The 23,994-nt window shown below is 71.3% G+C and carries 19 protein-coding genes and 1 riboswitch; of the genes, 10 read left to right on the plus strand and 9 right to left on the minus strand.

The features are described from left to right. Positions 1 to 28: 28 nt before the first annotated feature. Entirely contained in the window at positions 29 to 1,147 is a 1,119-nt protein-coding gene (locus KA711_04775; GenBank protein ID MCM0608295.1) for an IS630 family transposase, read from the plus strand. Between the two features lie 268 nt (positions 1,148 to 1,415). Here KA711_04775 and KA711_04780 read toward each other — a convergent pair whose 3' ends face one another. Then, complete coding sequence (locus tag KA711_04780; protein ID MCM0608296.1) at positions 1,416 to 1,649, minus strand: hypothetical protein; 234 nt, start codon at positions 1,647 to 1,649, stop codon at positions 1,416 to 1,418. Between the two features lie 32 nt (positions 1,650 to 1,681). Between KA711_04780 and KA711_04785 the strand changes: the two genes are divergently transcribed. The 7 genes from KA711_04785 to KA711_04815 all read left to right on the plus strand — a co-directional run bounded on the left by KA711_04785 (position 1,682) and on the right by KA711_04815 (position 11,439). After that, on the plus strand, positions 1,682 to 3,034 hold the full coding sequence (locus tag KA711_04785; GenBank protein ID MCM0608297.1) for a sensor histidine kinase N-terminal domain-containing protein: 1,353 nt from the start codon (positions 1,682 to 1,684) through the stop codon (positions 3,032 to 3,034). A 52-nt stretch (positions 3,035 to 3,086) separates the two neighbouring features. Further along, a complete protein-coding gene (locus KA711_04790; protein ID MCM0608298.1) occupies positions 3,087 to 4,592 on the plus strand; it encodes a Do family serine endopeptidase in 1,506 nt (501 codons plus the stop codon). A gap of 52 nt (positions 4,593 to 4,644) precedes the next feature. Next, a complete protein-coding gene (locus tag KA711_04795) occupies positions 4,645 to 5,100 on the plus strand; it encodes a two pore domain potassium channel family protein (GenBank protein ID MCM0608299.1) in 456 nt (151 codons plus the stop codon). A gap of 225 nt (positions 5,101 to 5,325) precedes the next feature. Further along, a complete protein-coding gene (locus KA711_04800) occupies positions 5,326 to 8,166 on the plus strand; it encodes an adenylate/guanylate cyclase domain-containing protein (protein ID MCM0608300.1) in 2,841 nt (946 codons plus the stop codon). Beyond that, positions 8,163 to 9,266 carry a catalase gene (locus KA711_04805; protein MCM0608301.1) on the plus strand — a complete coding sequence of 368 codons (1,104 nt, stop codon included), beginning with the start codon at positions 8,163 to 8,165 and terminating at the stop codon, positions 9,264 to 9,266. The genes KA711_04800 and KA711_04805 overlap by 4 nt, the downstream gene beginning before the upstream one ends. A 5-nt stretch (positions 9,267 to 9,271) precedes the next feature. After that, the gene (locus tag KA711_04810; GenBank protein ID MCM0608302.1) at positions 9,272 to 10,000 is read left to right on the plus strand and encodes a hypothetical protein; all 729 of its coding nucleotides are present in this window, start codon (positions 9,272 to 9,274) and stop codon (positions 9,998 to 10,000) included. Further along, positions 9,997 to 11,439 carry a hypothetical protein gene (locus KA711_04815; protein MCM0608303.1) on the plus strand — a complete coding sequence of 481 codons (1,443 nt, stop codon included), beginning with the start codon at positions 9,997 to 9,999 and terminating at the stop codon, positions 11,437 to 11,439. Before KA711_04810 ends, KA711_04815 begins: the two co-directional genes overlap by 4 nt. A gap of 1,269 nt (positions 11,440 to 12,708) precedes the next feature. On the opposite strand, the gene KA711_04820 is transcribed toward KA711_04815, so the two are convergent. After that, entirely contained in the window at positions 12,709 to 14,319 is a 1,611-nt protein-coding gene (locus KA711_04820; GenBank protein ID MCM0608304.1) for a tetratricopeptide repeat protein, read from the minus strand. A gap of 132 nt (positions 14,320 to 14,451) precedes the next feature. On the opposite strand from KA711_04820, the gene KA711_04825 reads away from it, so the two are divergent. Further along, the gene (locus KA711_04825; protein MCM0608305.1) at positions 14,452 to 15,945 is read left to right on the plus strand and encodes a hypothetical protein; all 1,494 of its coding nucleotides are present in this window, start codon (positions 14,452 to 14,454) and stop codon (positions 15,943 to 15,945) included. On the opposite strand, the gene KA711_04830 is transcribed toward KA711_04825, so the two are convergent. The 6 genes from KA711_04830 to KA711_04855 all read right to left on the minus strand — a co-directional run bounded on the left by KA711_04830 (position 15,921) and on the right by KA711_04855 (position 20,580). Continuing rightward, positions 15,921 to 16,109 carry a hypothetical protein gene (locus KA711_04830; protein MCM0608306.1) on the minus strand — a complete coding sequence of 63 codons (189 nt, stop codon included), beginning with the start codon at positions 16,107 to 16,109 and terminating at the stop codon, positions 15,921 to 15,923. The genes KA711_04825 and KA711_04830 overlap by 25 nt on opposite strands. Positions 16,110 to 16,396: 287 nt before the next feature. Beyond that, complete coding sequence (locus KA711_04835; GenBank protein ID MCM0608307.1) at positions 16,397 to 16,702, minus strand: hypothetical protein; 306 nt, start codon at positions 16,700 to 16,702, stop codon at positions 16,397 to 16,399. An 84-nt stretch (positions 16,703 to 16,786) separates the two neighbouring features. Beyond that, entirely contained in the window at positions 16,787 to 18,109 is a 1,323-nt protein-coding gene (locus tag KA711_04840) for a hypothetical protein (GenBank protein MCM0608308.1), read from the minus strand. Positions 18,110 to 18,441: 332 nt separating this feature from the next. Continuing rightward, positions 18,442 to 19,413 carry a helix-turn-helix domain-containing protein gene (locus tag KA711_04845; protein MCM0608309.1) on the minus strand — a complete coding sequence of 324 codons (972 nt, stop codon included), beginning with the start codon at positions 19,411 to 19,413 and terminating at the stop codon, positions 18,442 to 18,444. Then, complete coding sequence (locus KA711_04850) at positions 19,410 to 19,964, minus strand: isochorismatase family protein (GenBank protein ID MCM0608310.1); 555 nt, start codon at positions 19,962 to 19,964, stop codon at positions 19,410 to 19,412. The genes KA711_04845 and KA711_04850 overlap by 4 nt, the downstream gene beginning before the upstream one ends. A gap of 148 nt (positions 19,965 to 20,112) precedes the next feature. Beyond that, positions 20,113 to 20,580, minus strand: a complete 468-nt coding sequence (locus KA711_04855) for a hypothetical protein (protein MCM0608311.1) — start codon at positions 20,578 to 20,580, stop codon at positions 20,113 to 20,115. 298 nt (positions 20,581 to 20,878) lie between these two features. On the opposite strand from KA711_04855, the gene KA711_04860 reads away from it, so the two are divergent. After that, positions 20,879 to 21,553 carry a CoA pyrophosphatase gene (locus KA711_04860; protein ID MCM0608312.1) on the plus strand — a complete coding sequence of 225 codons (675 nt, stop codon included), beginning with the start codon at positions 20,879 to 20,881 and terminating at the stop codon, positions 21,551 to 21,553. A gap of 32 nt (positions 21,554 to 21,585) precedes the next feature. On the opposite strand, the gene KA711_04865 is transcribed toward KA711_04860, so the two are convergent. Further along, entirely contained in the window at positions 21,586 to 23,730 is a 2,145-nt protein-coding gene (locus KA711_04865) for a S8 family peptidase (protein ID MCM0608313.1), read from the minus strand. A gap of 106 nt (positions 23,731 to 23,836) precedes the next feature. Continuing rightward, a riboswitch (cyclic di-GMP riboswitch) is annotated at positions 23,837 to 23,923 on the minus strand. Positions 23,924 to 23,994 lie beyond the last annotated feature (71 nt).

The following is a 23,994-nucleotide window of genomic DNA, read 5'->3' on the forward strand; positions in this document are numbered from 1 at the left end:
AGGAACTTAATTGAGTTTTCCACCTCCAATGCTCTACTTCGGTTTGCAATGGAGCGAAAAATTGCGAGTTGCCCCAGGGATAGAGTTGACGGATGAGCAAGAGGTCGAACTGACGAGGCTTGCGCGCTCCAAGCGCACCAGCGTCAGGCTGGCCCAGCGTGCACAGATCGTCCTGCTGGCCGCACAGGGCCTTCAGAACAAGGACATCGCCGAGCAACTGGGCGTAGGGCGCGTGCAGGTTGCTCGCTGGCGCGAGCGCTATCTGCAGTCCGGCCTTCCGGGGATTGAACAGGACCTGCCGCGCGGCGCCCCGCCCGTGAAGATGGACGTTGCCAAGTTGGTGGAGCTGACCACGCAGAGCACGCCCGTGGCTGCCACGCACTGGAGCACTCGCAAGATGGCTGCAGTGCTGAAGGTCAGCCCGAGCACGGTGATGCGCCACTGGCAGGCCAACGGCCTGAAGCCGCACTTGGTGCGCGGCTTCAAGGTGTCCCGCGACCCGAAGTTCGTCGAGAAGCTCGAAGACATCGTGGGCCTGTACATGTCCCCGCCCGAGCACGCGTTGGTGCTTTGCTGCGACGAGAAGAGCCAAGTACAGGCGCTGGACCGCACGCAGCCGGGCCTGCCGATGAAGAAGGGGCGCGCGCAGACGATGACGCACGACTACAAGCGCAATGGCACAACCACGTTGTTCGCGGCGCTCAACGTGCTGGACGGCACCGTCATTGGCCAATGCCAACAGCGTCACACGCACGCAGAGTGGCTGAAGTTCCTGCGCAAGATCGATCGTGAAACGCCCAAGGACAAAACGCTGCACTTGATCGCCGACAACTACGCCACGCACAAGCACCCTGCGGTGCAGGAATGGCTGGCCAAGCGCCCACGCTTCAACATGCATTTCACGCCGACCTCAGCGTCGTGGCTGAACATGGTGGAGCGATTCTTCCGGGACATCACAGTCAATCGGCTGCGCCGTGGCGTGTTCACGAGCGTGCCCGAGTTGATCACTGCCATTGAAAAGTACGTCGCCCATCACAACACCAAACCAAAGCCGTTCATCTGGACCAAGAGCGCCGCCGACATCCTGCAGAAGGTAATTCGGGCCAATGCGCGCTTAAGTTCCAAACAGAACGCAACACTACACTAGGAGCGTGGAACTTCTCTCTGAAGCCACGCTGGCCGCGGAAGTTGTAGAAGTGCTCGCCGTGGCGGTAGAGGGCGGCGCCCAGCCGGTGCCCAGCCGGTGCCACAGCGGCGCCAGCGGGTGCGCCGCCAGCCCGGCCAACGGTGCCATGCCCAGGTTGAAGCGGTTGTGGCCCTCGCGCGCGCCCGACAGCCCGACGGCATCAGCGCCGTGAACAGAAACTCCATCACCCCGGGCGGGGTGTCGGGCCGGTCGTCGCTCGGGCCGTCGCTCACTTCGTCGGATCGGCGGGCGGGGCCTTGCCGTCGGTCGCCGCGGCCGGCCTGGCATGCTTGGCCATCTTGGTGTGCTTCACCGTCTTGTGGGTCTTGACGGCGTGCTTCGCCGGGGCGGCCGCCGGTGCCCGGGCGGTGGCGGGCGGGCGCGCCTCGGCAGGGGCGGTGGCGGCAGCCGGCGCCTGGGCGAAGCTGAACATCGAGGCGGTGCCGAGCAGGGCAGCGGCCACCAGGGTCTTGGTCGGGGTCAGGTCCCCATTCGCTGCGCACCCGGCTGCTCGTCTACCTGGGCGTGGCCATCGCGCTGGTGGCTGCGGTCCAGGCCGGCGTGGCCTACCGCACCGCGCTGGCCGAGGCCGATGCCGTGTTCGATTACCACATGCAGCAGACCGCGCTGTCGCTGCGCGGCGGCCTGCCCTTCGAGCCCGACGCCGGGTTGGCTGAAGCACCCGAGCATGGCGACGAGAACTTCGACTTCGTGGTGCAGATCTGGGCCGCAGACGGCCAGTTGCTGTACCGCTCGGCCCAGCGCGCCGAGCTGCCCGACCGTGCCGTGCTCGGCTTCGCCACCGTGCAGGCGCGCGGCGGCACCTACCGCGTGTTCTCGGTGCAGACGCCGCGCCAGGTGATCCAGGTGGCGCAGGACATGGAAATCCGCCGCGAGATGGCGCGCACGCTGGCGCTGCGCACCGCCGCACCGGTGGCATGGCTGGTGCCGCAGCTGATGGCCGCGGCCTGGTGGGTGGTGGGCAGCTCGCTGGCCCCGCTGCAGCGCCTGCGCGCGCAGCTGGCCCAGCGGCGCGCCGACGACCTGGCACCGGTGGGCGAAGGGCCGCTGCCCAGCGAGATCCGCCCGGTCGTGCACGAGCTGAACGGGCTTTTCGGCCGGCTGCAGCAGGCCTTCGAGGCGCAGAAGCGCTTCGTGGCCGATGCCGCGCACGAACTGCGCTCGCCGCTGGCGGCGCTGAAGCTGCAGGTGCAGGGCCTGGCTCGCGCGTCTGACGACGACACACGGCAGCGCGCCGTGCAGCGCCTGGACGCCGGCATCGAGCGCGCCAGTCATCTCGTCGCCCAGCTGCTGCTGGCCCGCCAGCAGGACGGCGCCCGGCCCGCGCCGCAGCCCGTGGTGCTGATGGACGTGCTGCGCCTGGCACTGGCCGACATGGCGCCGGCCGCACAGCAGCGGCGCATCGACCTCGGCCTGGTGCCGCCGGAAGCTCACCTGCAGGCCGCCGGCCCCCCGGCCGCCGACACGACGATCGCCGGCGACCCTGAGGCGCTGCGCGTGCTGATGCGCAACCTGCTCGACAACGCCGTGAAGTACACACCCAGCGGCGGACGCGTCGACGTTGCGCTGCAGCGCCAGGACGCCATCTGGTGCCTGCGCGTGGAAGACAGCGGTCCCGGCATCGCCGACGCCGAGCGCGATCGGGTGTTCGACCGCTTCTACCGCGTGCCCGGCGCCGCGGCCAGCGGCAACGGCCTGGGGCTGGCCATCGCAAAGACCATTGCCGAGGCCCACGGCGGCACGCTGGCGCTCGGCCGCAGCGAGCGCCTGGGTGGGCTGCGCGCCGAGCTGCGCCTGCCGGCCGCGTCCGGCTTAAGCCCGACCTAAGGTCGACGGCGCAGAGTGAGCCCGTGCCGCCGGATGCGGCCGAGGAGCCACGATGAAGCCCGAAACTGAACTCTCCAGCCGTTCGCCCGCCGTGCCGTTGAGCGGCCGCTTCGGGGTGCTGAGCCTGGTGGCGGCCGGCCTGATCGGGGGCGCCGGCACCAGCCTGATCTCGCACCAACTGTTCCCGGGTGTTGCCCACCCTGCCGCGCAGGCGCAGCCACTTGCGGCGCTCGCCCTGCCCTGCGGCGCATCCGCCATGGCGGAACCCATAGCGCCAGCCGCTGCCGGCGCACCGCTGCTGCCGGACCTGTCGCAGATCGCTGCCCGGCAAGGCGCGGCGGTGGTGAACATCAGCGTCCGCGGCCTGTCGCGCGTGGCCGGCGAGGAAGGGCTGCTGCAACGCCCCAACGGCCTGCCCCAGCCGTTGGGCGGCCAGGGTTCGGGCTTTATCGTCGGCGCCGACGGCCTGATCCTCACCAACGCCCACGTCGTGCACGGTGCCAGCGAGGTCACCGTCAAGCTTGCCGACCGGCGCGAGTTCGCCGCGCGCGTGCTGGGCAGCGACCGCCACAGCGACGTCGCCGTGCTGAAGATCGAAGCCCACGGCCTGCCGACCGTGCCACTGGGCGATCCGCGGCAGCTGCACGTGGGCGAATGGGTGCTGGCCATCGGCTCGCCCTTCGGCTTCGAGAACAGCGTCACCGCCGGGGTTGTCAGCGCCAAGGGCCGCATGCTCCCCGACGACAGCGCCGTGCCCTTCATCCAGACCGATGCCGCCATCAACCCCGGCAACTCCGGCGGTCCGCTGTTCAATGCGCGAGGCGAGGTCGTCGGCATCAACAGTCAGATCTTCAGCCGCACCGGCGGCTATGAGGGCCTGTCGTTCGCCATTCCCATCGACGTCGCGGTGCGCGTGAAGGACCAGATCGTCGCCAGCGGCCACGCCACCCACGTGCGGCTCGGCGTGATCGTGCAGGAGGTTGACCAGGCACTGGCCGATGCCTTTGGCCTGGACCGGCCCGAAGGCGCCTTGGTGTCCGGCATCGAACCCGGCGGCCCGGCCGAGCGGGCCGGCCTGAAGGCGGGCGACGTCGTGCGTCGGCTCGATGGCCAGGCCATCGTCGCCTCGGGTGACCTGCCGGCGCTGCTGGCGCAGCGCGACCCGGGCACGACCGTGTCGATGGAGGTGTGGCGCCAGGGCCGGCACCAGGAACTGAAGGCACAGCTGGGCGACCGCACCGAACGCGACGCCAGCCTGGCCCGGGCCGACAAGCCCGCCAGCACGGCCGCGGCGGGCCGGCTCGGCCTGGCGCTGCGGCCGCTGTCGCCGCAGGAGCGCCGCCGGGCGGGCACCGACGTCGGCCTGGTGGTGGAAACCAGCACCGGCGCCGCGGCGCGCGCCGGTATCCAGCCGAACGATCTGCTGCTGGCCATCAACGGCACGCCGATAGCCAGCGTCGAGCAGGCGCGCAGCCTGGTGGCGCGCGCCGGCAAGTCGGTGGCGCTGCTGCTGCAGCGCGGCGGCGAGCGGGTCTTCGTGCCGGTGCACATCGGCTGATCGCATGGGCACCGGCCGCTGCGGGCAGATCACGGGGCCATAGCGCAGACCCATGGGCATCACCGTCTTCGCCTGCGTGGCGCTGATCGTGCTGGCGACCTTGCTGCACTACGAGGCGCTGCGGGTGGTCGGCGCCCTGCTGCCGCGGCTGCACATGGCACCGCGGGCCAGGCTGATCGTGGTCCTGCTGGCCACGTTCGCGGCGCACACACTCGAGATCGGGCTCTACGCGGCGGCGACCTACGGGCTGGTGAACGGCCTTGGCATCGGCGCACTCGGTGCATCGGGGGCGCCCGACTGGGCCACCACGCTCTTCTTCTCCGCCCAGACCTACACCTCGCTGGGCTATGGCGACGTGGTGCCGCAAGGTGCGCTGCGTGCGCTGGCCAGCGTGGAGGCGCTGAACGGTCTGCTGCTCATCGGCTGGACCGCGTCCTACACCTACATCGTCATGCAGCGCTACTGGGCCGGCGACACCGGGCAGGAACGTGGGTCGGCGCCGCGCTGAAGCGCTGGCCGCGCGGTGTGCCAGAACTGCGGCAGCCTTCCTGATCCTCCTGTTGCGGGTAGAGTGCAGCTTGACAGGCAGACGAGTTGCCATGCTGTCTCGGCTATCGCTGCGCCCAACGCCACTCGAAGCGCGCCCCGCAATCTGGCGCTGGGTGTTCCTCTGCTGCAAACTCCACGCGCGCCGAGCCACCGGCCGGCGCGCAGCGCAGCAGGACCGCAAACCTTGGACAGTTCGACAACGAGCATCGAGCGCACCTTTTTGCTCACCGACGTGGTGGGCAGCACGGCTTTGCATCGGCGCTACCCGGGCCACATGCTCGGGGCCATGGACCTGCATGACCACTTGCTGCAGGCGGCCATCCGCCGCCATGGTGGCGACCCTTTCAAGAACACCGGCGATGGGGTCTATGCCAGTTTCGACCACCCGCTGCGGGCCGTGCTGGCCATCGAGGAAGCCACGCGCGGCCTGCGCGCGGCGGCCTGGGGGCCCACCGGCCGGCTGCTGATACGCGCCGGCATCCACACCGGCCTGGCCCGGCCGCGTGGCAGCGACTGGTTCGGCCCCGCCCTTCACACCGTCACCCGGCTGGGCAGCGCTGCGCATGCAGACCAGGTGCTCGTCTCCGCGCCCAGTGTGGCCCTGCTGGCCACGGAGGTGCAGGCCGGCCGCATGGCCTTCGTGGACCTGGGCGACCACCACTTCAAGGGCATCGACCCCTTGCGCGTGCTGCAGCTCGACATGCCTGGCCTGCCCCGGGTCTTTCCGCCGATTGGCGGCAAGCGCGAGACGGCCGATGGCAACCTCCCGGCCACGCTGAACGCCTTCTTCGGCCGCGAGGAAGAAATCGAAGACCTGGTGGCGATGACACACGCCTCGCGTGTGCTCACGCTCATCGGCCCGGGTGGCATCGGCAAGACACGACTGGCGGTTGAGTTTGCGCGTTCGCTCAAGGCCTCCTTCCCCGATGGCGCCTGGTTCGTGGACCTGTCGGCGCTGGAGCGCGGCGCCGATGTCTGGCCCGTGGTGGCTGCCAGCCTGCTGATCGAACCCCAGCCCGGGATGCATCCGCGCACCCAGGTGCTTGAGCAGCTGCACGGCGCGCGCGCCATCCTGCTGATGGACAACTGCGAGCACGTGCTGGACCCGATCGCCGAAGCCGTGCTGGACCTCGCGCACCTCTGCCCCACGCTCTTCATCATCAACACCAGCCGCCGCACGCTGGGCGTGGACGGCGAGGCCCTGTTCGAGGTGGCCGCTCTCGGCCAGCACGAACGGCAGCACGGACAGCGCACCGGGCAGCGCAACAATCCCCGCCTGGACAAGCCGCATGACGGGAGCGGCGCGCCCGCTGAATCCACGGCAGCGCGGCTCTTCGTGGCTCGGGCGCGCCTCGTCGACCACCGCTTCCAGGCCAGTGCCGAAGATCTCGCCACCATCGAACGCATCTGCGCGCACCTGGAGCACATGCCCCTGGCCATCGAGATCGCGGCCGGCCACCTGCGCCGTCTGAGCGTCAAGGAGATCGCCGCCGGCGTCACCAATCCGCTCGATCTGGGCGCCAGCCGCCTGCAGCGCCGCGCCGGTCGCCAGCAGACCCTGCGCCAGACGCTGGAATGGTCCTATGGGCTGCTCGACCCGGCCAGCCGGCGCATCCTGGCCCGCCTGGCGGTGTTTTCGGGCCCCTTCCATGAAGAACAGGCGCTGGCCCTGTGCCTGGGCCCCGCGCCCGGCGATGTCGACGCTGAACAGGCGGTGCTGGACGGCATCGACGAGTTGGTCGAATCCTCGCTGCTCGCGCGTGACGCGGGCGCAGGGCGGCGCTTTCGCATGCTCCAGACGGTGCAGGCCTTCGGCCGCGAGAAGCTCGCGCGTGCGGGCGAGCTGCAAGCGGTCGAACACCGCCATGGCCAGGTCTTCGCCGCGCGTTGCCGCGAACTGGCCGCGCAGATCACCAGCGACCACGAGGCCCATGCCATCCAAGCGGTCTTCGATGAACTGGCCAACCTGCGCTCGGCCTTCGAGCGCGCGCTGACGCAAGACCTGCACCTGGCGGCAGACATCGCGGCTTCGCTCTTTCTCTTCAACTACGCGCAGCGCGGTGTGGAAACCACGACCTGGCCGCGGCGTGTGATCGAACAGGCCCGGCCGCCCCTGCCCGTGCTGCCGCAGCTGCCGCTGCTGCTGGCCGCAGCGGCCGTCAATGCCTTCCATGCCGATGGCGACACCCAGGCCGCCGAGCGTTTCATCGCCTTGGGGCTGCAGGCCGAAGCCGAAGGCCAGACCGCCAGTGCCGGCTGGCTGCAGGGCGTGGCTGGCCAGATTGGGCAGTGGTCCCAGGACACCGCCAAGTGCCTGCTGCACCTCCGCCAGGCCGCTGAATGCGCCCGTGCGGCCGGCAACCTGCCCTGCGAAGTCACGTCGCTGTGCATGGCCGTCTACGTGGCCGCGCGTTCTGGCGATCACGCCGGCGCCAGCGCGCTGGTCCAGGAAGTGAGCCTGCTCGGCCAGCGCATCACGCAGCCGACGCTGCTCGGTTATGTGCATTACGCGCGCGGCCGGGCGCTGAGCTTCAAGGACCCGCTCCAGGCCATTGCCGAGTACCAGATCTCGGTGGAATGGGCGCTGATGGGCGGCAACCTGCTGGGCGCACAGCGCGTCAAGCACTTCATCGCCGAGTTGCAGGCGGCCGCCGCGCCACCGGCCGAAGCCCTGGCTATCCACCTGCGCGCGCTCGCCGAGATCCCGACGCATGGCGCCACCTTCTACGCCTGGGCCACGCTCAAGGCCGCGCTGCTGCCCTTGTCGCAGCTGGGGGCGGACAGCGCCGTCGTCACGCTGGCTGGGGCGCTGCGGGAATCGCCGGTGTCGCCGGGCCGCCAGGGCCGCCAGCTCGTGGAAGCGGCCCGGGCGCGTTTGTCCGAGGCCAGCTTTGCGTTGGCGCAGGCCCGCGGTGCCTGCTTCGACCTGCCCACGGCGCGCGCCTTCTTCGCCGAGGTGGCCGGCGAATTGCTCCAGCCGCCGCTCATCAATGCCCCGCCCCTGCCCGAGGAGACATCCGGATGACAGTCCCTGCCCACCCTGGTGCAAGAGCCCAGGCCCAGGCCGCAAACCCGGCGCGGGGCCCCGCGCCCACGGCGCCCGGCGCCGACGACGCCATCTCCCGTCAGCTCGTCGAGGCCATCATCCGTGACTTCCCGGACCACGCGCCGGGCACGCGCCCCGTGCACACGCTGGGTGTAGGCGCCGAAGGTTTTTTCGTGGCATCCGACGTGGCCCGGCAGTTCTGCGTGGCCGAACACTTCCAGGGCCACACGGTGCCGGTGAACGTGCGCTTTTCCAACGGCTCGGGCAGCCCGCAGCGGCACGACGGCTGGTCCGATGTGCGCGGCATGGCCACGCGCTTTCATCTCAAGGACGGCGGCGCCACCGACCTGATCGCGATGACGCTGGGCAGCTTCTTTTCGGCCACCGTGCCGGACTTCCTGGCCTTCTGCCAGGCCGCCGAGCAGACGCCGGTGGTCGTACCGAGCGCCTGGCAAAAGCTGCTGGGCATGCTGCAGCTCAAGCCGCCGCCACCCGACCCGCCGGCCGGCCAGACCATGAACAGCACGCCCGGCACGCTGGCCTACGCCAATGCGCACCGGCCCGCCCAGCTGGCGGTGTTCAGCGCCGCGACCATCGGCGCGCCGGTCAGTTATGCGCGCGCCAGTTTTCATGCCGTGCACACCTTCATCGTGCTGGGCGCCGACCAGGTGCGCAGGCCGGTACGTTTTGTCTGGCAGCCCGTAGCGGGTGTGGCCACGACCGACCCCAAGTCGGAGCCGGTGGACGACTACCTCACGGCCGAGTTGAAGAACAGGCTCGCGCAATGGCCGGCTGAATTTGTGCTGATGATGACCATCGGCGAGCGCGGCGACGACTATGCCGACCCCACGCGGCCCTGGCCGGCCAAGCGCCAGCGTGTCGTCATGGGCCTGCTCAGCCTGACCAAGCTGGCCGATGACCAGGTGCGTGATGGCGAGAGGATCAGCTTTAACCCTTGCCGCGTGGTGCCGGGCATCGCGCTGTCCGAAGACCCCATCCTGCATGCGCGGCGCGGCGCTTACGAGACCTCGCGCCAGATGCGCGGCGGCACCGGCTGCCCATTTCACCCCGAGGCCTGAAAACCATGACCGCCAAACCCGTGGCGCCGCGCGCACCCGTCCGCCGCAAAACCTGGTTCGACAACCTTGTCGATGCCCTGCCGGACACGCGCCTCTTCCAGTTCATCGCCGGCCATGTGCTGGTGCCTTACTGGGCCTGGCGCACGCCAGTGAAGCCGCAGCCCGGCGGCCCGCCCGACGCCACGGCAGCCGGCGACAACGTGCAGCGCATGATGAATCTCGTGATGCCGCTGAAGGACAAGACCGCGGTGGGCCGCGCGAAGGCCGCGCTGGCCGTGGCGCAGAACACCGACGAGATCTACGCCGGCCTGAACAACGTCGGCACCGTGCACTTCGCGCGCTTCGTGATCGTCGGCAACAACCTGTGCATGTTCTCGGTCTATGACGGCGACTTCACGAACTACATCCGCGACTTCATCGCCACCATCGGCAGCGTCTTCGATGCCATCGTCGAGCTCATCGAAGGCGGCGACGCGGTGATCCCCTCAGAGACCCATGTCGAGGCCTTCATCGAATGGGTGCACGCGCATGACATGTACCAGGCGCCGGACCTGGCCACCGATCTGCTGGCCCAGCAGAACACCGACCCGTCCCAGGACGATCTGATGCTGCTGCCGCGCGCCTTGATCCTGCAGCTCAACGCCAACCCCCATGTCTCGCTGGGCAGCGGCTACCGCGCCTACCCGGGCTTTGCGGTCGGCCAGGTTCGCCAGCGCCTTGGGGTGGGCTGGTGAGCGCCGTGCTCGACCCGCGGCCGCTGGATCCGCGCGAGCTGCAAGGCAACATCCTGCGCGGCTACAGGCGCCAGAAGGTGCGCCACCTCCTGCTGGCCGTGGCCGATGGCGCCGCGGCGCGGTCCTGGCTGGGCGCCGTCGTCAGCGGTGACGCCGCGCTGGCGCCGCAGATCACCAGCGAGGCGCATTGGGGCGACCAGAAGCCGGACTTCTGCTTCAACCTCGGCATCACGTCCGAAGGCTTGCGAGCGCTGGGCCTGCCGGAATCGGTGATGGCCAGTTTTCCGGGTGAGTTCAACGAAGGCATGGCAGCGCGCGCCGTCAAGTTGGGCGACACCGGCGCGAGCGCGCCTTCGCACTGGCCCGCCGCCTTCAGAGAGACGGACAAGCTGCACCTGATCGCGACCATCCATGCTGACGACATCGCCCACCTCGGTGCCGTGCACCAGCGCGTGCAAGCCGCCGGCCAGGGTCGCGCCTGGCAAGTGCGGGGCGCGGTCGATGGCGGCAGCTACAAGGGTGACGAGGTGCACTTCGGCTACCGGGACAACATCTCCCAGCCCCGCTTCGTCGGCATCCACGACCCTGCCGACTACCCCGATGCCCAACCCCTGGCGCCCCTGGGCACCGTGCTGCTGGGCAAGGCAACGGCCTTCGAGGACTTGGTCTTCACCCCGCCCCAACCGGCGCAGCTCGGCCTGCTGGGCAGCTTCAGCGCTTTCAGGGTGCTGGCGCAGGACGTGGTCGGCTTCGAGGCCTATCTGGACAGTGCCGCGACCGAGCTGCTGGCGCACCCGCTGGGGCACGAGCTGCTGGATCACGCCAGCGCCTGGCCGGCCCAGAGCGGCCTGACCCGCTTTGCCGCTCTGCGCGAAGTGCTGGCGGCCAAGATGTGCGGCCGCTGGCGCACGGGCGTGCCGCTGGCGCTCTCGCCCGACGACCCGCACGCGATGGACCCCACGCAGCCGGTGCCGCTGGGCAACTTCGATTACCAGGACGACCCCCGGGGCCTGCGCTGCCCCTACGGCGCGCACCTGCGGCGCTGCAACCCGCGTGGCAGCACCATCGTGCAGCGCATGGCCAACCACACGCGCCGCATCGTGCGCCGCGGCATTCCCTACGGCCCGGCCTACGACCGCACTCAGCCGCACGACGGCAACGAACGCGGTCTGCTCGGCCACTTCGTCTGCGCCAATCTGGCAGCGCAGTTCGAGGCCATCCACTACGACTGGCTGAACCTGGGCCTGCAGGACCCGCGCATCACCGGCAGCAACGACCCTCTGCTGGGCGCCAACGACCCGCTGGACAGCTGGTTCGACATGCCGGTGAAGTCCGGCGTCATCCGCCTGCGCGGCCTGCCGCGTTTCGTGACGACGCGCGGCGGGGCTTATCTCTTCCTGCCGAGCCTGCCTGCCCTGCGCTACCTGGCCGGCAACTGAGGGATGTCTCAGGGCACGCCAGGGCTGCAACACACCGCGACGCCGCACGCACCTGGGCGGCGACATGACGGCCACGATCACGCCATCCTGGCAGCTCGCCACGCGCTGTACCTCAAGGCCCGTGAGCGCAACCCAGCTCGCTGGTCCGGCGCGACACGCGACTGGACACCGACCGGCCCAGTCACCCTCAATCCCGAATGCGACTCGGTCATCGCGTCGCACTCCAAAGCAGACGATAGGCAGCCTCCGACTGCATGAATGAGGCGACAGCTACCTTGACGCGCGCCGCCTCGAACAACGCGGTGACCGCCGGGTCCAGCGTCAGCCGCCTGTGGCGGGCCGGGCGCCGGCTACAGGGATGACGGAGCCCGCGACACGCCGGCTCCTGAGGTTGAGATGCACGGGAGCCGCCCCGATCGACATCGACAGCCGCGATTTTCGGCGGCGGCAGAGTGCGGCCGCCGATCGCTGCCGCCAGGCCACTGGTCAGGGGCGCCACGGACGCAGCACAAGCCCTTCAGTCGGGGGAGCTTGAACGCCAAGTTGTGAGCCCCGCCGGCCCCCGCACCGCGGTTGGCGGCTCCCCAGCAGACGGGGTGAGCCGGCGTCGCGGGCATGTTCAGGGCTGTTCAGGCTGTCGCGGTCGACAGCACCGCGTGGTAGCGGGTCGCGGGTCCGCGGCCGCTCTGGCGCAGCAGGCCCAGGCCGACCATCGGGCCCAGGTGCTTGGACGCCGTGGCGGGGCTCAGCCGGCACATCTGCGCGTAGTCGCGCTTGCCCAGGCCGGCGTGCTGCAGCGCCCGTGTCGACACGGCCAGCAGCGCGCCCGGTGGCGTGGGGCAGCCGCGTGCGCGCGCCCACGCGGCGGCCAGCCGCTCGCTCTCGGACAGCGCCTGCTCGAACTGCCGCGTCAGTGCCGCCAGCGCGGGCGCGAAGTCCTGCGCCAGGCCTGCGTCGTGCATCAAGCGCAGGGCGGCCTCGCGCTCCTTGACGGCGATCGTGGTGTAGGCGGTGGCAATGGCCAGCCGCGCCTGCACCTGCGCCGCAGGCTCGGCAGGCAGCGTCACCAGGCGCAACCGCTGGGTCTGGATCGCGCTCATCTCGTCGAAGTGCGTCAGCAGCTCGCCACTGAGCATGCGGTCGTAGATCAGCGGCTCGTTGCCGCCCAGCACCGTGGCCTTCAAGCGCCCGGTGGCCTCCAGGGCGGCGCGGTCGCCGCTCAGGTCCCACAGCGCGCGCGAGAGCGCGGCGTGGTGGTCGCCATGGCGCTCATCGTCGGCGTCGCTGTCGAGCTGCAGGCGCCGGTAGTGCGCCTCGGCCAGGTTGTAGTGCGCGCGGCCCATCAGCGTGCGCAGACCCGCCTGCGTCGCCACCTGCAAGGCCTGCCGGTAGTGGCCGATGGCCTCGCTGGCCAGGCCAGCCATGAGCCAGCACCTGCCCTGCATAGGCGCGCGCCGGGTCGAGTTGACCCAGGTAACCGTGGATCATGGCCAGCGTGCACATCGCGCGCAGCTGCTGCGCCGCATTGCCACTGCGCTCGTAACACTGCAGAGCGCGGTGCGTGTGCTCCAACGCCGGATCGAGCCGACCCTCGCGGCGCAGCTGCTCGCCCCAGGCATGTTCGAGCAGACCCTGCGTGTCGCTGCCCGGCGTTTGCTGCTCGGCCAGTCGCTGTGCTTGCTCCAGGATCGGGCGCGAAGCCGGGTCGTTGCGCTGCGTGTGCAGGAAGCCCAGGCGCACGAGTGCCTCGATCAGGCCTTCGTGCACGCCCTCGCGCACCGAGGGCTGGCGCAGGGCCTGCTGGTACTGCTGGATCGCCGTGCGGTACTCGGCGCAGGCGCGGTCCACGTCGCTGCGCTCGAACAGCCGCGCGCGTTCGGTGCGCACCTCGCCAAGCAGGGCGGCGTCCTCGGCCATGCGCAGGGCCTCGTCCAGCAGCCTCAGCTGGTCGACGCCAGCGCCGCGCACGCGGGCCAGGCGCGCGCGCGCCAGCGCCAGCTGCACGGCGTGGGCCCGCCATGGCAAGCCCTCGGCGGCCTGGCCAAGCAGGCCGTCGGCCACCGGTTGCCCGGCCAGCGGCATGCCATGGCGGGCGATCACGGCCGCGAGGGCCTGCACGTCGCCCTTGCGCAGGGTCTGCCACAAGGCGGCCAGCGCTTCTGCGCCAGCGCTCAGGGCATGGGGATCCGCGGCTTCGGCGGCGACCGCGTTCGAGGCAAGCAAGCCGCGTCCGACACCGGCTTCGAGCGCCTGCTGCAGGTGCAGCGCCAGCGCGATCTGGCGTTCGACATCCCAGCGCCGCACCCATTGCAGCAGCAGCCGCTTGCGCGCGCGGTCGGCGCAGCGATAGATGCTGCTCGGCGCCACCTCCCACAAGCCTGCCAGGTGCTCGAAGGCCGGCTCTTCGCGCCGCGCGCGGTAGCGGTCGGGCAGATCGGGCACGGGCTGCAGGCCATGCAGCGCCAGCAGAGCCAGCAGCGGGCGCCAGGGGCGGCTGCCGCGCCAGGCGTGTGGCGGCAAGGGGCTGCCGCATGGGCGTCCATCGGGGCGGTCTTGTTCGGCGGCCCAGCGCAGGCATTCGGTGATGGCCCAGGTCACCATGCGGCTGTCAGCGGCGGGCAGCACCCAGGCCACGGGCGGTGCAAGCCGCTCCAGCAGGCGCCGCGCCAGGCGCTGCCGGTGCGCCACGTGTTGCGCGAGTGTCTGCTCGCGCAGCGCGCTGAGCAGGGCGTTGAGCAAGGACCACCACCGATCCTGGCCAAGGCGGTCCGGCGCGCCGGAGCCCACTGCGGCGTGTGGGCGGTGCTGCTGCGGCATCGCGGGCGTCTCTGGAACGGCGCGGTGCAGCGCCTCGTGTGGCTTGGCTGATCGTCGGGCCATCGTCTGGCCACGGTGCGGCGGCGGCCGAAAAACGGGTGATGCCGACTGCGCTTCAGCGTAGCACAGTGCCCGGGTCTGTCAGAGCCCGCCCAGCGCGGCAGCCGGACCGACCATCAACCACCTGGAGGATCCATGCACACCCCCGCACCCACCCTGTCCTGCAGCGACGAGTCCGGCCCCGCGCGGCCGATCACGCTGGTCGTGTACGCGCCCTTTGCCGACGACGCCACGCTCAGCACCTACCCCGACAGCACCACCACCGAAGTGAGCGAGCACCCGCTGTACGCAGCGTTGCAGGCCGTGGCAGACCAGGGGGTGCAGGTGTGCGCCCTGATCGACCGCGCCGCCGACAACACCAGTCTGGTGTGGGCCGACGCAGGCGGCACGCTGCAGATCGAGCAACCGCGCTGGAAGCACGACATGGGCTCGCCGCGGACGCTGGCCAACCTGCTGCAGCAGGCCAACCGCCGGTTCCGCGGCAGCGAGATCGTGCTCTGCCTGGAAGGCCACGGCGCGGGTTTCCTGCCGGAGATCGATGCCTCGCGAATCACCCCCGGCGCCTCGGGGCAGACCACGACATCCGGCGGTGGCAGCCCGCGCCGCTACAGCTGGGTGGTCGACGGCGAAGGCTCGCAGACGCCCGAGGCCGAGGACGGCCTGCCCTACCTGCCGATGACCGAGTCGACACTGCCCGGCCACCTGTTGCCCGGCGGGCACTACCCCATCGCCACCTGGGGCCTGGGCTGGGCGCTGGAACAGGGCATGTCCGACCGCCCCTCGGGCGACCGCCGCGTGGCAGTGCTGCACTTCAACAACTGCTTCAACTTCTGCGTCGAGGTGCTGCACACCGTGGCACCGCATACGCACTACGCAGTGGGCTATGCCAACTACAACTTCTTCACCGCCGGCCGCAGCTACCCAGGGGTGTTTGCCGAGGTCGCCAAACGCAACGTGGTCACCGCGGAGCAGTTGGCCGTGAGCCTGGCGCAGGCCAACGCACAGGAACTGGCCAAGCTGCCGGTGCCGCACCCCACGCTGGGTGGTGCGATCAAGCTCTCCCGCATGGCGGCGGTGGCCGTCGCGCTGGACAGGCTGTCGCTGGCGCTGATCGACAGCCTGCCGGCGCAGATCGGCCGCATCACCTCGGCGGTGGTCGCGGCGCAGCGGTACGACACCCACAAGCCGTTCAGCCTCGTGGAGCCCGACAGCCTGACCGACCTTCGCAGCCTGGCCGCCAGGTTGCAGGCGGCCCAGGTCAGCAATGCCGTCACGACCGCCGCTGCGGACCTGCGGGGTGCGCTCTCGCAGGTCAAGGTGTACGGCGCCTCGGGCAACCCCTATATGGCGCCCCACATCAATTGGGACTTCAGCAGCCCTGACCTGGCGATGAACATCTTCCTGCCCGACCCCGGCCGCAAGGGCGTTTTCGATTGGCGCGCACCGTACTACCTGAGCAAGCGCGCTGGCGATCCCGAGGCACAGACCGAAGTGATCCCGCTGTTGCTCGACACCCACTGGGTCGACTTCATCCGCAAGTACCACGCGGCCACCGCGATGAAGCACTTGCTGGTGCCGCGCATCCCGCAGCTCCCGGTGGCCGTCTACAGCAGGAAATTCGCGGCTTGAGCCGCTGCCAGGCGCGTGGGCCGCTGCCCACGCTCCCAGAGCAGGCCGGTGAGCGCGTCGGGGCCGCCCGGTGCATCGAGTTCGATCACGAACTGTGAGCGCAGACCCGCGCGGACGGCGACCACCGACTCCCCGGTGGCGCCGTCTTCGGCGTGTGCGCGCATGATCCACAGGCCTTCGCTAGGAGCGTGGGCGGCAGAAATCCAGCCCCGCGTTGGGCCGATTTCGGGGCCCAGGCCAGGCGCCGCGCGCAGCCCGGGCTGTACGCCCGGGCAAGCGTGGCAACGCCGCAAGGGCCCCGAAATCGGCCCAACCCGAAGGGCCGGGGCGGCCAAAGCCGCTGGCGTGTGTTGCGCCGCTGGCGCGGGCGTCAAGCCCGCGCTGCGCGACGCGCCTACGCCAGTGGCTTTGGCCGCCCCGGCGCGGGGCTGGATTTCTGCCGCCCACGCTCCTAGGCCCTCGAGCTCGAAGCGGCTGGGCCGGCCGCTCTGGCCGCAAGCCACGCCCGGCGGCGGTGCGGTGCGGGCCCGCGCGAAGCAACATCCAGCAGCGTGCCGTCTGCACCGTCTTGAAGATCCTTGGGCTCGTCTCCGGGCCAGGGCCAAATGGCGGCGTCCGGCATGGGCTCGGCGCAGGGCGTGTGCTCGTCGCGGTTGACGGTGGGCACCTCGAGCACCACCGGTGTGGCGGTCCGCGCCAGCAGCTGCACCCGCAGGGGCGCAGCACCGGCCGCCGGGCGGGCGTGTGGGCCTGTCACGAACTGACCAATGATGGTTCCATTCCTGAACAGTTCCTCCTGTGGACGCGCGCTAGGAGCGTGGGCGGCATGCCGCCCACGCTCCTAGAGCGCGGCCCAGCGGGTGAGCACTTCGTGCACCGGCGCCGTGACGCGTGTGGCAGAGTTTCCGCTCTGCGCGCCACAGTTGTGGATGCCGACGACGCAGCGCTTGCCGTTGCTGCGCTTGATGTAGACCGGCGAACCACTCTGCGCGGCCATGGTGTCGATGTCGTAGATCAGCGTGCGGTCGGTCACCGTCTCGATCACCCGTGCCATTCCCCAGAGCTGGGCGAACGGCTTGTCACCCGGATAGCCGGCCAGCACCGCGGGTTGCGCCTTCAGCCGCGCCGCCGTGGGGGCGGCGAAGCCGAAGCTGCCCCGGTTGCCGGTGAGCGCGCCTGGGGGCAGCACGATGCAGCCGATGGCGGCCTCGGGCCGGCCTTGCTCCGTCCAGCCCGCCACGGAACGCAGGTTGCTCGACCGCGCCGTGCCGCACAGCCGCGTGCTGCCGTTCATGGCCGGGATCACCTCCACCGAGCGCGCCCAGCCGCCCTGGTTGCGCAGGAACACGCAGTGGCCGGCGGTGGCCAGCACCCGCGGCGCGATGAAGAAGCCCGTGCCCCTGTACACCACCCCGCTCGGGAAGGTGATGCGCAGCGCGGCGATCGATCGCCACGGCTCGGCCGTGGTGTTGCTGATGTGGACACGGTCGTCGTTGCCGATCAGCACCTCCATCGCCGCCGCCACCTCGGCGGCGAACTGCTCCTCGGCTTCGGGGAGGTCGCTCTCCTGGCCCGACTCGCGGTCCCTGACCGTCTGCAGCAACTGCATGATCTGCTGCAGCACGGCGTTCACGTTGCGCGGCGGCCAGGCCGGCGTCGCTGACCCCGGGTGCGACGGCGCACGGTTGATCGCCTGTTGCACGACCGGGCCCACCTTTCTGAAGATGGACTGCAGCAGCGGCACGCCGACCGAAATGATCTTGGGCAGCGCAGCGGCCAGGAACGGCAGGAACTCGGCGTTGGCCTCGCTCTCGCCCAAGGCCTGGCCGACCTCCGGCACTTCGGCGTTGGCTTCGGCGTCGGACTCCTCTCCGCCACTCTCGGTCTGGCCGTTGTGGCCGACCTCGGCAAACAGCGAGGCGCTTCCGCCCTCGGTCTCGCCACCGGACTCGCCCGTGTTGATTTGGGCCGCCGGCTCGCCTTCGCTGCCGTCCCGGAAGGGGTTGCCGCCGCAGGTGCTGTTGCCGATGTCGTGGCCCATGAACACCGCGGCGCGCACGGTGCTGCGGGCGCTCAGGTCGCTGTCGCCGACCGGGCCGCGGGGCAGCTCGCGCGGCGCAACGGGGCGCTGGGCCGCGACAGTGCCGGCCGAAGAACTCGTCATCAGATCGCTGTCCTCCAAGATGGACTCCGTGGGTTGCTCGTTCGTCTCGCACCTGGGGATCCAGGCACGGACGTGATTGCAACGAGAGGCCCCTCGCAGCGCACCGCACGAACGTCGCACCGGCTGGGGTGGGGGCAGACGATCCCGCGACGCTACCCGTCCTCAACTCATCCGACGTCGGCAAGCTGCCCGGTAAGGCGGGTCTGCCCAGCGCCGGCGATCCCGGCGCCCCATTGCGCTGCCGCCCGAGCAAGCCGCGGGTTGGCCGTGCTCGATTTCAGGCCGATGACGGATGCCAGGTGTCGGGTCTGGCAGGTCATCCGGTCGGAGGGCTACCGTTCCCGCAACGGGACACTTCGCCGACCTTGCTTCAGGCGCCGCCACTGGCGGCTGCCGCTGATGCCTGCGTCTGCGATGGCCTGCTTGGCCGGGCGGCCGTCACCAATGGCGCGCTCTGCCAGCGCGAAGCGCAGGTCCTGCAGGTAGGCGTGCGGCGTGACGCCCGCGTGCTGGCGAAAGAGACGTGCCAAGTGGCGCGGCGTGACACAAGCGACCTCGGCCATGCGGCCCAGCGACCAGGCGGCCGAGGGTTCGGCGCACAGCGCGTCCTGCACCCGGTGCACGGCCGGGTGCAGGTGGTCGCGTCGCGTCAGCATGGGACTCCGTTCGGCATCGTCGGGGCCGCGACGCAGGTAGACGACCATCACCTGTGCAACCGACGCGGCAAGCGCATCGCTGTGGTCGCGAGCGATCAGGTGCAGCGCGAGGTCGATGCCGGCGGTGATGCCCGCGCTGCTGGACACCGGGCCATCGACGACGAAGACACGATGGCCGACCACCGTGGCGCCCGGTGCCAGGCGCGCCAGGTCGTCCAGCGACTCGTGGTGGGTCGTGCACCGGCGGCCGGCCAGAAGTCCGGCGTCGGCTGCGAGCAGCGTGCCGGCGCAAACGGTGACCAGCTCCACGTCGCCCAGGTGAGGTGCGACCACCCGAGCCAGCCATCGCCGTGTATCGGCCCAGGCGCGCGGAACAGCGGACTGCAGCGAGCTCTCGGCACCGCTGGGCTGCCCCAGCAGAACAACACGCGCGCCGCTGGGCAAGGTGTCGGGCAGCCGCTCCAGCGTGGCCAGGGTCACGCCGACCGAGGTGGTCATCTCCGGATGCGCCGCGATGTAGCGCAACCGGTAGCCTGCGGGCTGCCCGCGCTGCGCCAGCCGCTGGTTGGCCAGCCGGAACGCCTCGGCTGGGCCCGCCAGATCCAGCAGCAGCGTCTGTGGCAGCAGCACGAAGACGATGTCCTTCATGTCGCGCGGCGCAGGGCCTCCTCGACGGTGCACAGCGTCGCGAAGCGCCCGGCCAGCACGGTGGCGGTGCGCTCGCGAAGCGCGGCTGCAGACAGTGTGGAGCCGGACGGTGTGGTCATGTCCCAGGTCAGGGTGGCCTCGGTGACATAGTCGACCTCGAAGCCTTCGTCGCTGGCATGGCGGGTGGTCGTCTCGCAGCACTGCTCGGTCCGGATGCCGGCGATGATCAGGCGCCGGATGCCTCGCTCGCGCAGCCCGATCGCGAGGTCGGTGCCCGCCAGAGCGCTGTGACGGTGCTTCAGGACGGTGAAGGCCGCATCGTACGGCGCCAGCCCGTCCAGCGGACGGATCAGGCCACTGGACAGACTGAACGGTCCGTCCGACGGCTCGTCGTCGACGTGGAACACGCGCACCACCGGGATGGCGTGCGCGGCGCAGCCTGCGACGAGCGTGTTGGTGCGCTCTAGGAACGTGGGAACGTCGACGTCCGTCCAGTATGCGCGGTGCTTGAACGATTGCTGAACGTCGATGAGCAGCAGGGCGGTTTGCATGAAGGAACTCCGGGTGGCGAGAGCGGCCATCGTCACCCGGTTGCGCGTCCGGCGCAGCGCCGGTACCGGACCGGGAGCGGACAGATAGGGACATCCTTTCCCCAACGAGACTTCGGCCATCCGCCCAGCAGAGCGACCGACAGCCGGTTCACCGCCCGCGAAAGCAGGACCGGGTGGCGATCAGCGGCAGGGCGAAGGCCAGGCCGAACACCGTGTTGAGGACGGCGTTGGGCCACAGCCCCGTCCACAACGACGCGGTCGTGTCGGGCACGAACCAGCCCACCAGTGAGACCACGAAGAGATCCCAGCCGTGACGCTCGCCGCGGCGGAAAGGGCCCTGCAAGGTCAGCCACAAGGCCAGTCCCCAGCCCACCATGACCGAGCCCATGACGCCATGCGCCAGCGTGAGGTAGGGCTGTACGCCGGGCCCAAACCCCGCCAGCGCACCCGCCTCGCCGAACATCAGGAGGCCGAAGCCTTGGCGGGCCAGTTCGGGCATGGCGACCAGCGCCAGCCCGAAGGCAATGGTTCCCGCGGTGGCCCCTTGCAGCCACCGAAACCAGAAGCTGGCGATCGGCTCCACCGCTTCGGAATCGATCTGGGACGAGCCGGCCATCTGTCTGCACCTGGAGGGTGGATGAAGCGCTTAGGGTGGCCGGGGCCGCGCGGTCGGGCAATGACCTGCGAGGTAAGCTCGAGCGCCGCCCACGCGTGGGCCGCGGGATGCCGCCTCGACCCGCAGGTCGGCCGTGCTTTCCAGGCCAGGCTGGGCCAGAGAATCAACACACCTTGCGAGTGCCCCATCGTGGATCGACGCGATTCGTCCTCGAGCGCTGTCAGGAGGTCGAGACGCCTGCACATCGGCTCTCGCCTGACCAGGCGCGTGGGCGGCAGACACCCAGCCCCGGGCCGCCATGCCTGAGGCCACCCCGCAGCCGCCCCTTTGGGCCGGCTCCGCCCTGCGCGCCCACCTCGCGCGTTTTCACCCGCAGCCCCTGCACGACCCCCTGCTGCGCCGCGCCGCCGTGGCCCTGGTGTGCACCGAGGCGGGCCACGGTGCCGATCTGCCCGGCCTGCCCGTGCACACCACCTGGCAGCCCGATCCCGCCCTGCTGCTCACCCGCCGCGCCGACCACCTGCGCGCCCACGCCGGCCAGTGGGCGCTGCCCGGCGGCCGCATCGATGAGGGTGAAGCGCCCGAGGCCGCGGCGCGGCGCGAGCTGCTCGAGGAGCTGGGCCTGGCGCTGCCGCCCGAGGCCGTGCTCGGCCGGCTCGACGACTACGCCACGCGCTCGGGCTATGTGATCACGCCGGTGGTGCTGTGGGGCGGGCCTGCGCGCGCGCTCGTGCCCAACCCCGCCGAGGTGGCCGCTGTGCACCGCGTGCCGGTGGCCGAACTGCTGCGCGCCGATGCGCCCCTGCTCGATGCCGTGCCCGGCGCCGAGCACCCGGTGTTGCGGCTGCCGCTGGGCCGCAGCTGGGTGGCGGCGCCCACGGCGGCCTTTCTGTACCAGTTCCGCGAGTGGGTGCTGCTCGGGCGCGCCACGCGGGTGGCGCACTTTGACCAGCCGCGCTTCGCCTGGCGCTGAAGCGCCGGGTGCCCGGCACCACGGGCTGCGCCTCAGCGCACCGTGCCCACGGTGGCCTGCGTCAGCGTGCCGGGCTGGTAGACCAGGAAGGGCCGCGTCACCCCGGTCACCTGCAGCACCGCGCCGGTGTGGTTGGCGCCCAGCGCGGGGCCGCTCCACGTCAGGCGGCACTGGCCGTTGGCGGCGGTCTGGCAGCTCAGCACCTGCAGCCCCACGACGCGCGGGCCGCTGTGCACGGCGATCTGCGCCTGCACCGCGGCGCCGGACACCGGTGCGCCCGTCGCGTCCACCAAGGTGGCGGTGAACTGCGGCGTCCACTGCGCGGAACCGGTCGATGGCCGCTGCATCGTGCCGGTCAGCGCCGAGATCTTGGCCACCGGCGCGGCCGGTCGCACCACCTGGGCGCTGCGCACGCCGGTGCCGGCGTCGGCCATCTGCGGGCCCGAAAGGCCCGTGACGGCGAAGCCGATGCGCGTGACCGTGGCCCAGGGGGCGGCGGCGCTGGTGATGGCACAGCGGCCGTCGGCCGCGGTGGTGCAGGCCAGCTCGGCCGTCATGTGGGCGTAGCGGCCCGCCACGCGCACGCCGGGCACCGCCGCGCCCTGCGCGTTGAGCACCTGCACGGTGGCGGTGGCCGTCCACAGCCCCACGGCCGGCACGGCGGTGGTCATCGTCAGCGCTGCCGGGCGCACCGGCACCAGGGCCGGCAGCGGCGGCGCCGTGGCGGTCTCGCCGGCATACAGCAGCGCGCGGGTGGTGCTGCCGGTGAGGCCCAGCACGCCGTTGGCGGTGGCGTCCTGCAGCAAGCGGGCCCGCAGCTGCGCCGCGGTCGCCGCGGGCTGGGCCTGCAGCAGCAGCGCCGCGGCGCCGGCTGCGTGCGGCGCGGCCATCGAGGTGCCGCTCATGCCCACCACGGCGGTGCTTGACGCGATGCCGGCCGACGCGATGGCCGTGCCCGGCGCCCACAGCGCCACGCATGGGCCGGTGTTGGAGAACGAGGCCTTGGCGTCGGCGTTGTCGGAGGCGCCGACGGCCACGATGCCCGCCGCGCGGGCCGGCGAGACGCTGCAGGTGTCGGTGTTGCTGTTGCCGGCCGCCACCACCACCGTGAAGCCGGCCGCCGACAGCCGCTGCACGGCAGCGTCCAGGCTCGGCGAGGCCGGGCCGCCCAGGCTCATGTTCACCACGCCGGGCTTGCGGCCCTGCGCGGCGATCCAGTCCAGCCCCGCCAGCACCTGGGTGGCCGAGCCGCTGCCGCGGCAGTCGAGCACGCGCACCGGCACCACCTCGGCACCCGAGGCCACGCCCAGCGTCTGGCCGGCCACGGTGCCGGCGACGTGGGTGCCGTGGCCCTGGCAGTCGCTCGTGCCCTTGCCGTCGGCGATGGCGCTGAAGCCGGTCTTCAGCCGCGTGCCGAACTGGCTGTGGGCGCTGATGCCGGTGTCCACCACGTAGGCCGACACGCCCGTGCCGTTGCGGGCGTTGCGGAACTGCCCGTCGAAGGACCGGGCCCGCTGGTCGATGCGGTCCACGCCCCAGGCGCGCGCATCGAGCGTGCGCACGCTGCCGGCCTGCTCCAGCACGATGGCGCGGTCCAGCTCCACCGTGTCGACGGCGGGGTTGCGCGCCAGTTCGTCGGCCACGGCCTGCGCCTGGCCGAAGGGCACGCTCACGACGAAGGCCTCGAGCGCGTGTGCATAGTGCTGGCCCACGCGGGCCGAGGGCGCCAGGCTCCGGACGGACTGCGCCATCACGTCCTGCGACGCGCTGGCCACCGCCTCGGCCCTGGCGGCCAGCGCGAGGGCGGCCTGCGCGCTGGCGTCGCCGCCCTCGCGCGCGTTGCCGCCGGCCATGGTGGCGCGGCCCGACAGCTGCACGGTTGCCGGGTTCAGGCGCACGACGAGGCGCACCTCGTCGGCCGCGGGGTCGTCGGCCAGCCGGGCCTGCTCGTCGCGCACGGCGGCCTCCCCGCCCGGCTCCCAGAGCACGAAGCGGCGCTCTTCGGCGGCCGGGGCAGCGTCGGTGGCCGCCGCGCCGTCGGGCGGCGGCGCCTCGCTGGCGCCACCGCAGGCGGCCAGCAGCAGCACGCTGGTGCACAGCGGCAAGCAGGCGGCGCGGAGCAGCCGCTTGGAGCCCGGGACGGGCTGAACGGGCTGGAAGAGGGGTTTGCGGTTCATGACCATGGCTCGCTCGGGCAGTTGCACAGGGCGAGGGCCTGACCGGACAGCACGGGCCCGGCGCGCCGCAAGCGGCGCATCGTGCGTGCCGCCGGGTGGCGGCCGTGCTGGCAACCCCGCTGCCGTGGCACTGGCGTGCTGTAGGCCGGAGGCTTTGCGTCCCGGCCTTTCGACCGGTTTGCCCTCGAGGGGGACTGTATCCGCCTGTTGCCGAGCGCGGGGCGCCTGCGGGTGTGAACTCCGCCGCGCTTGGCTGCGCGCCGT

The sequence above is a fragment of the Ideonella sp. WA131b genome (assembly GCA_023657425.1).
Lineage (GTDB): Bacteria > Pseudomonadota > Gammaproteobacteria > Burkholderiales > Burkholderiaceae_C > Rubrivivax.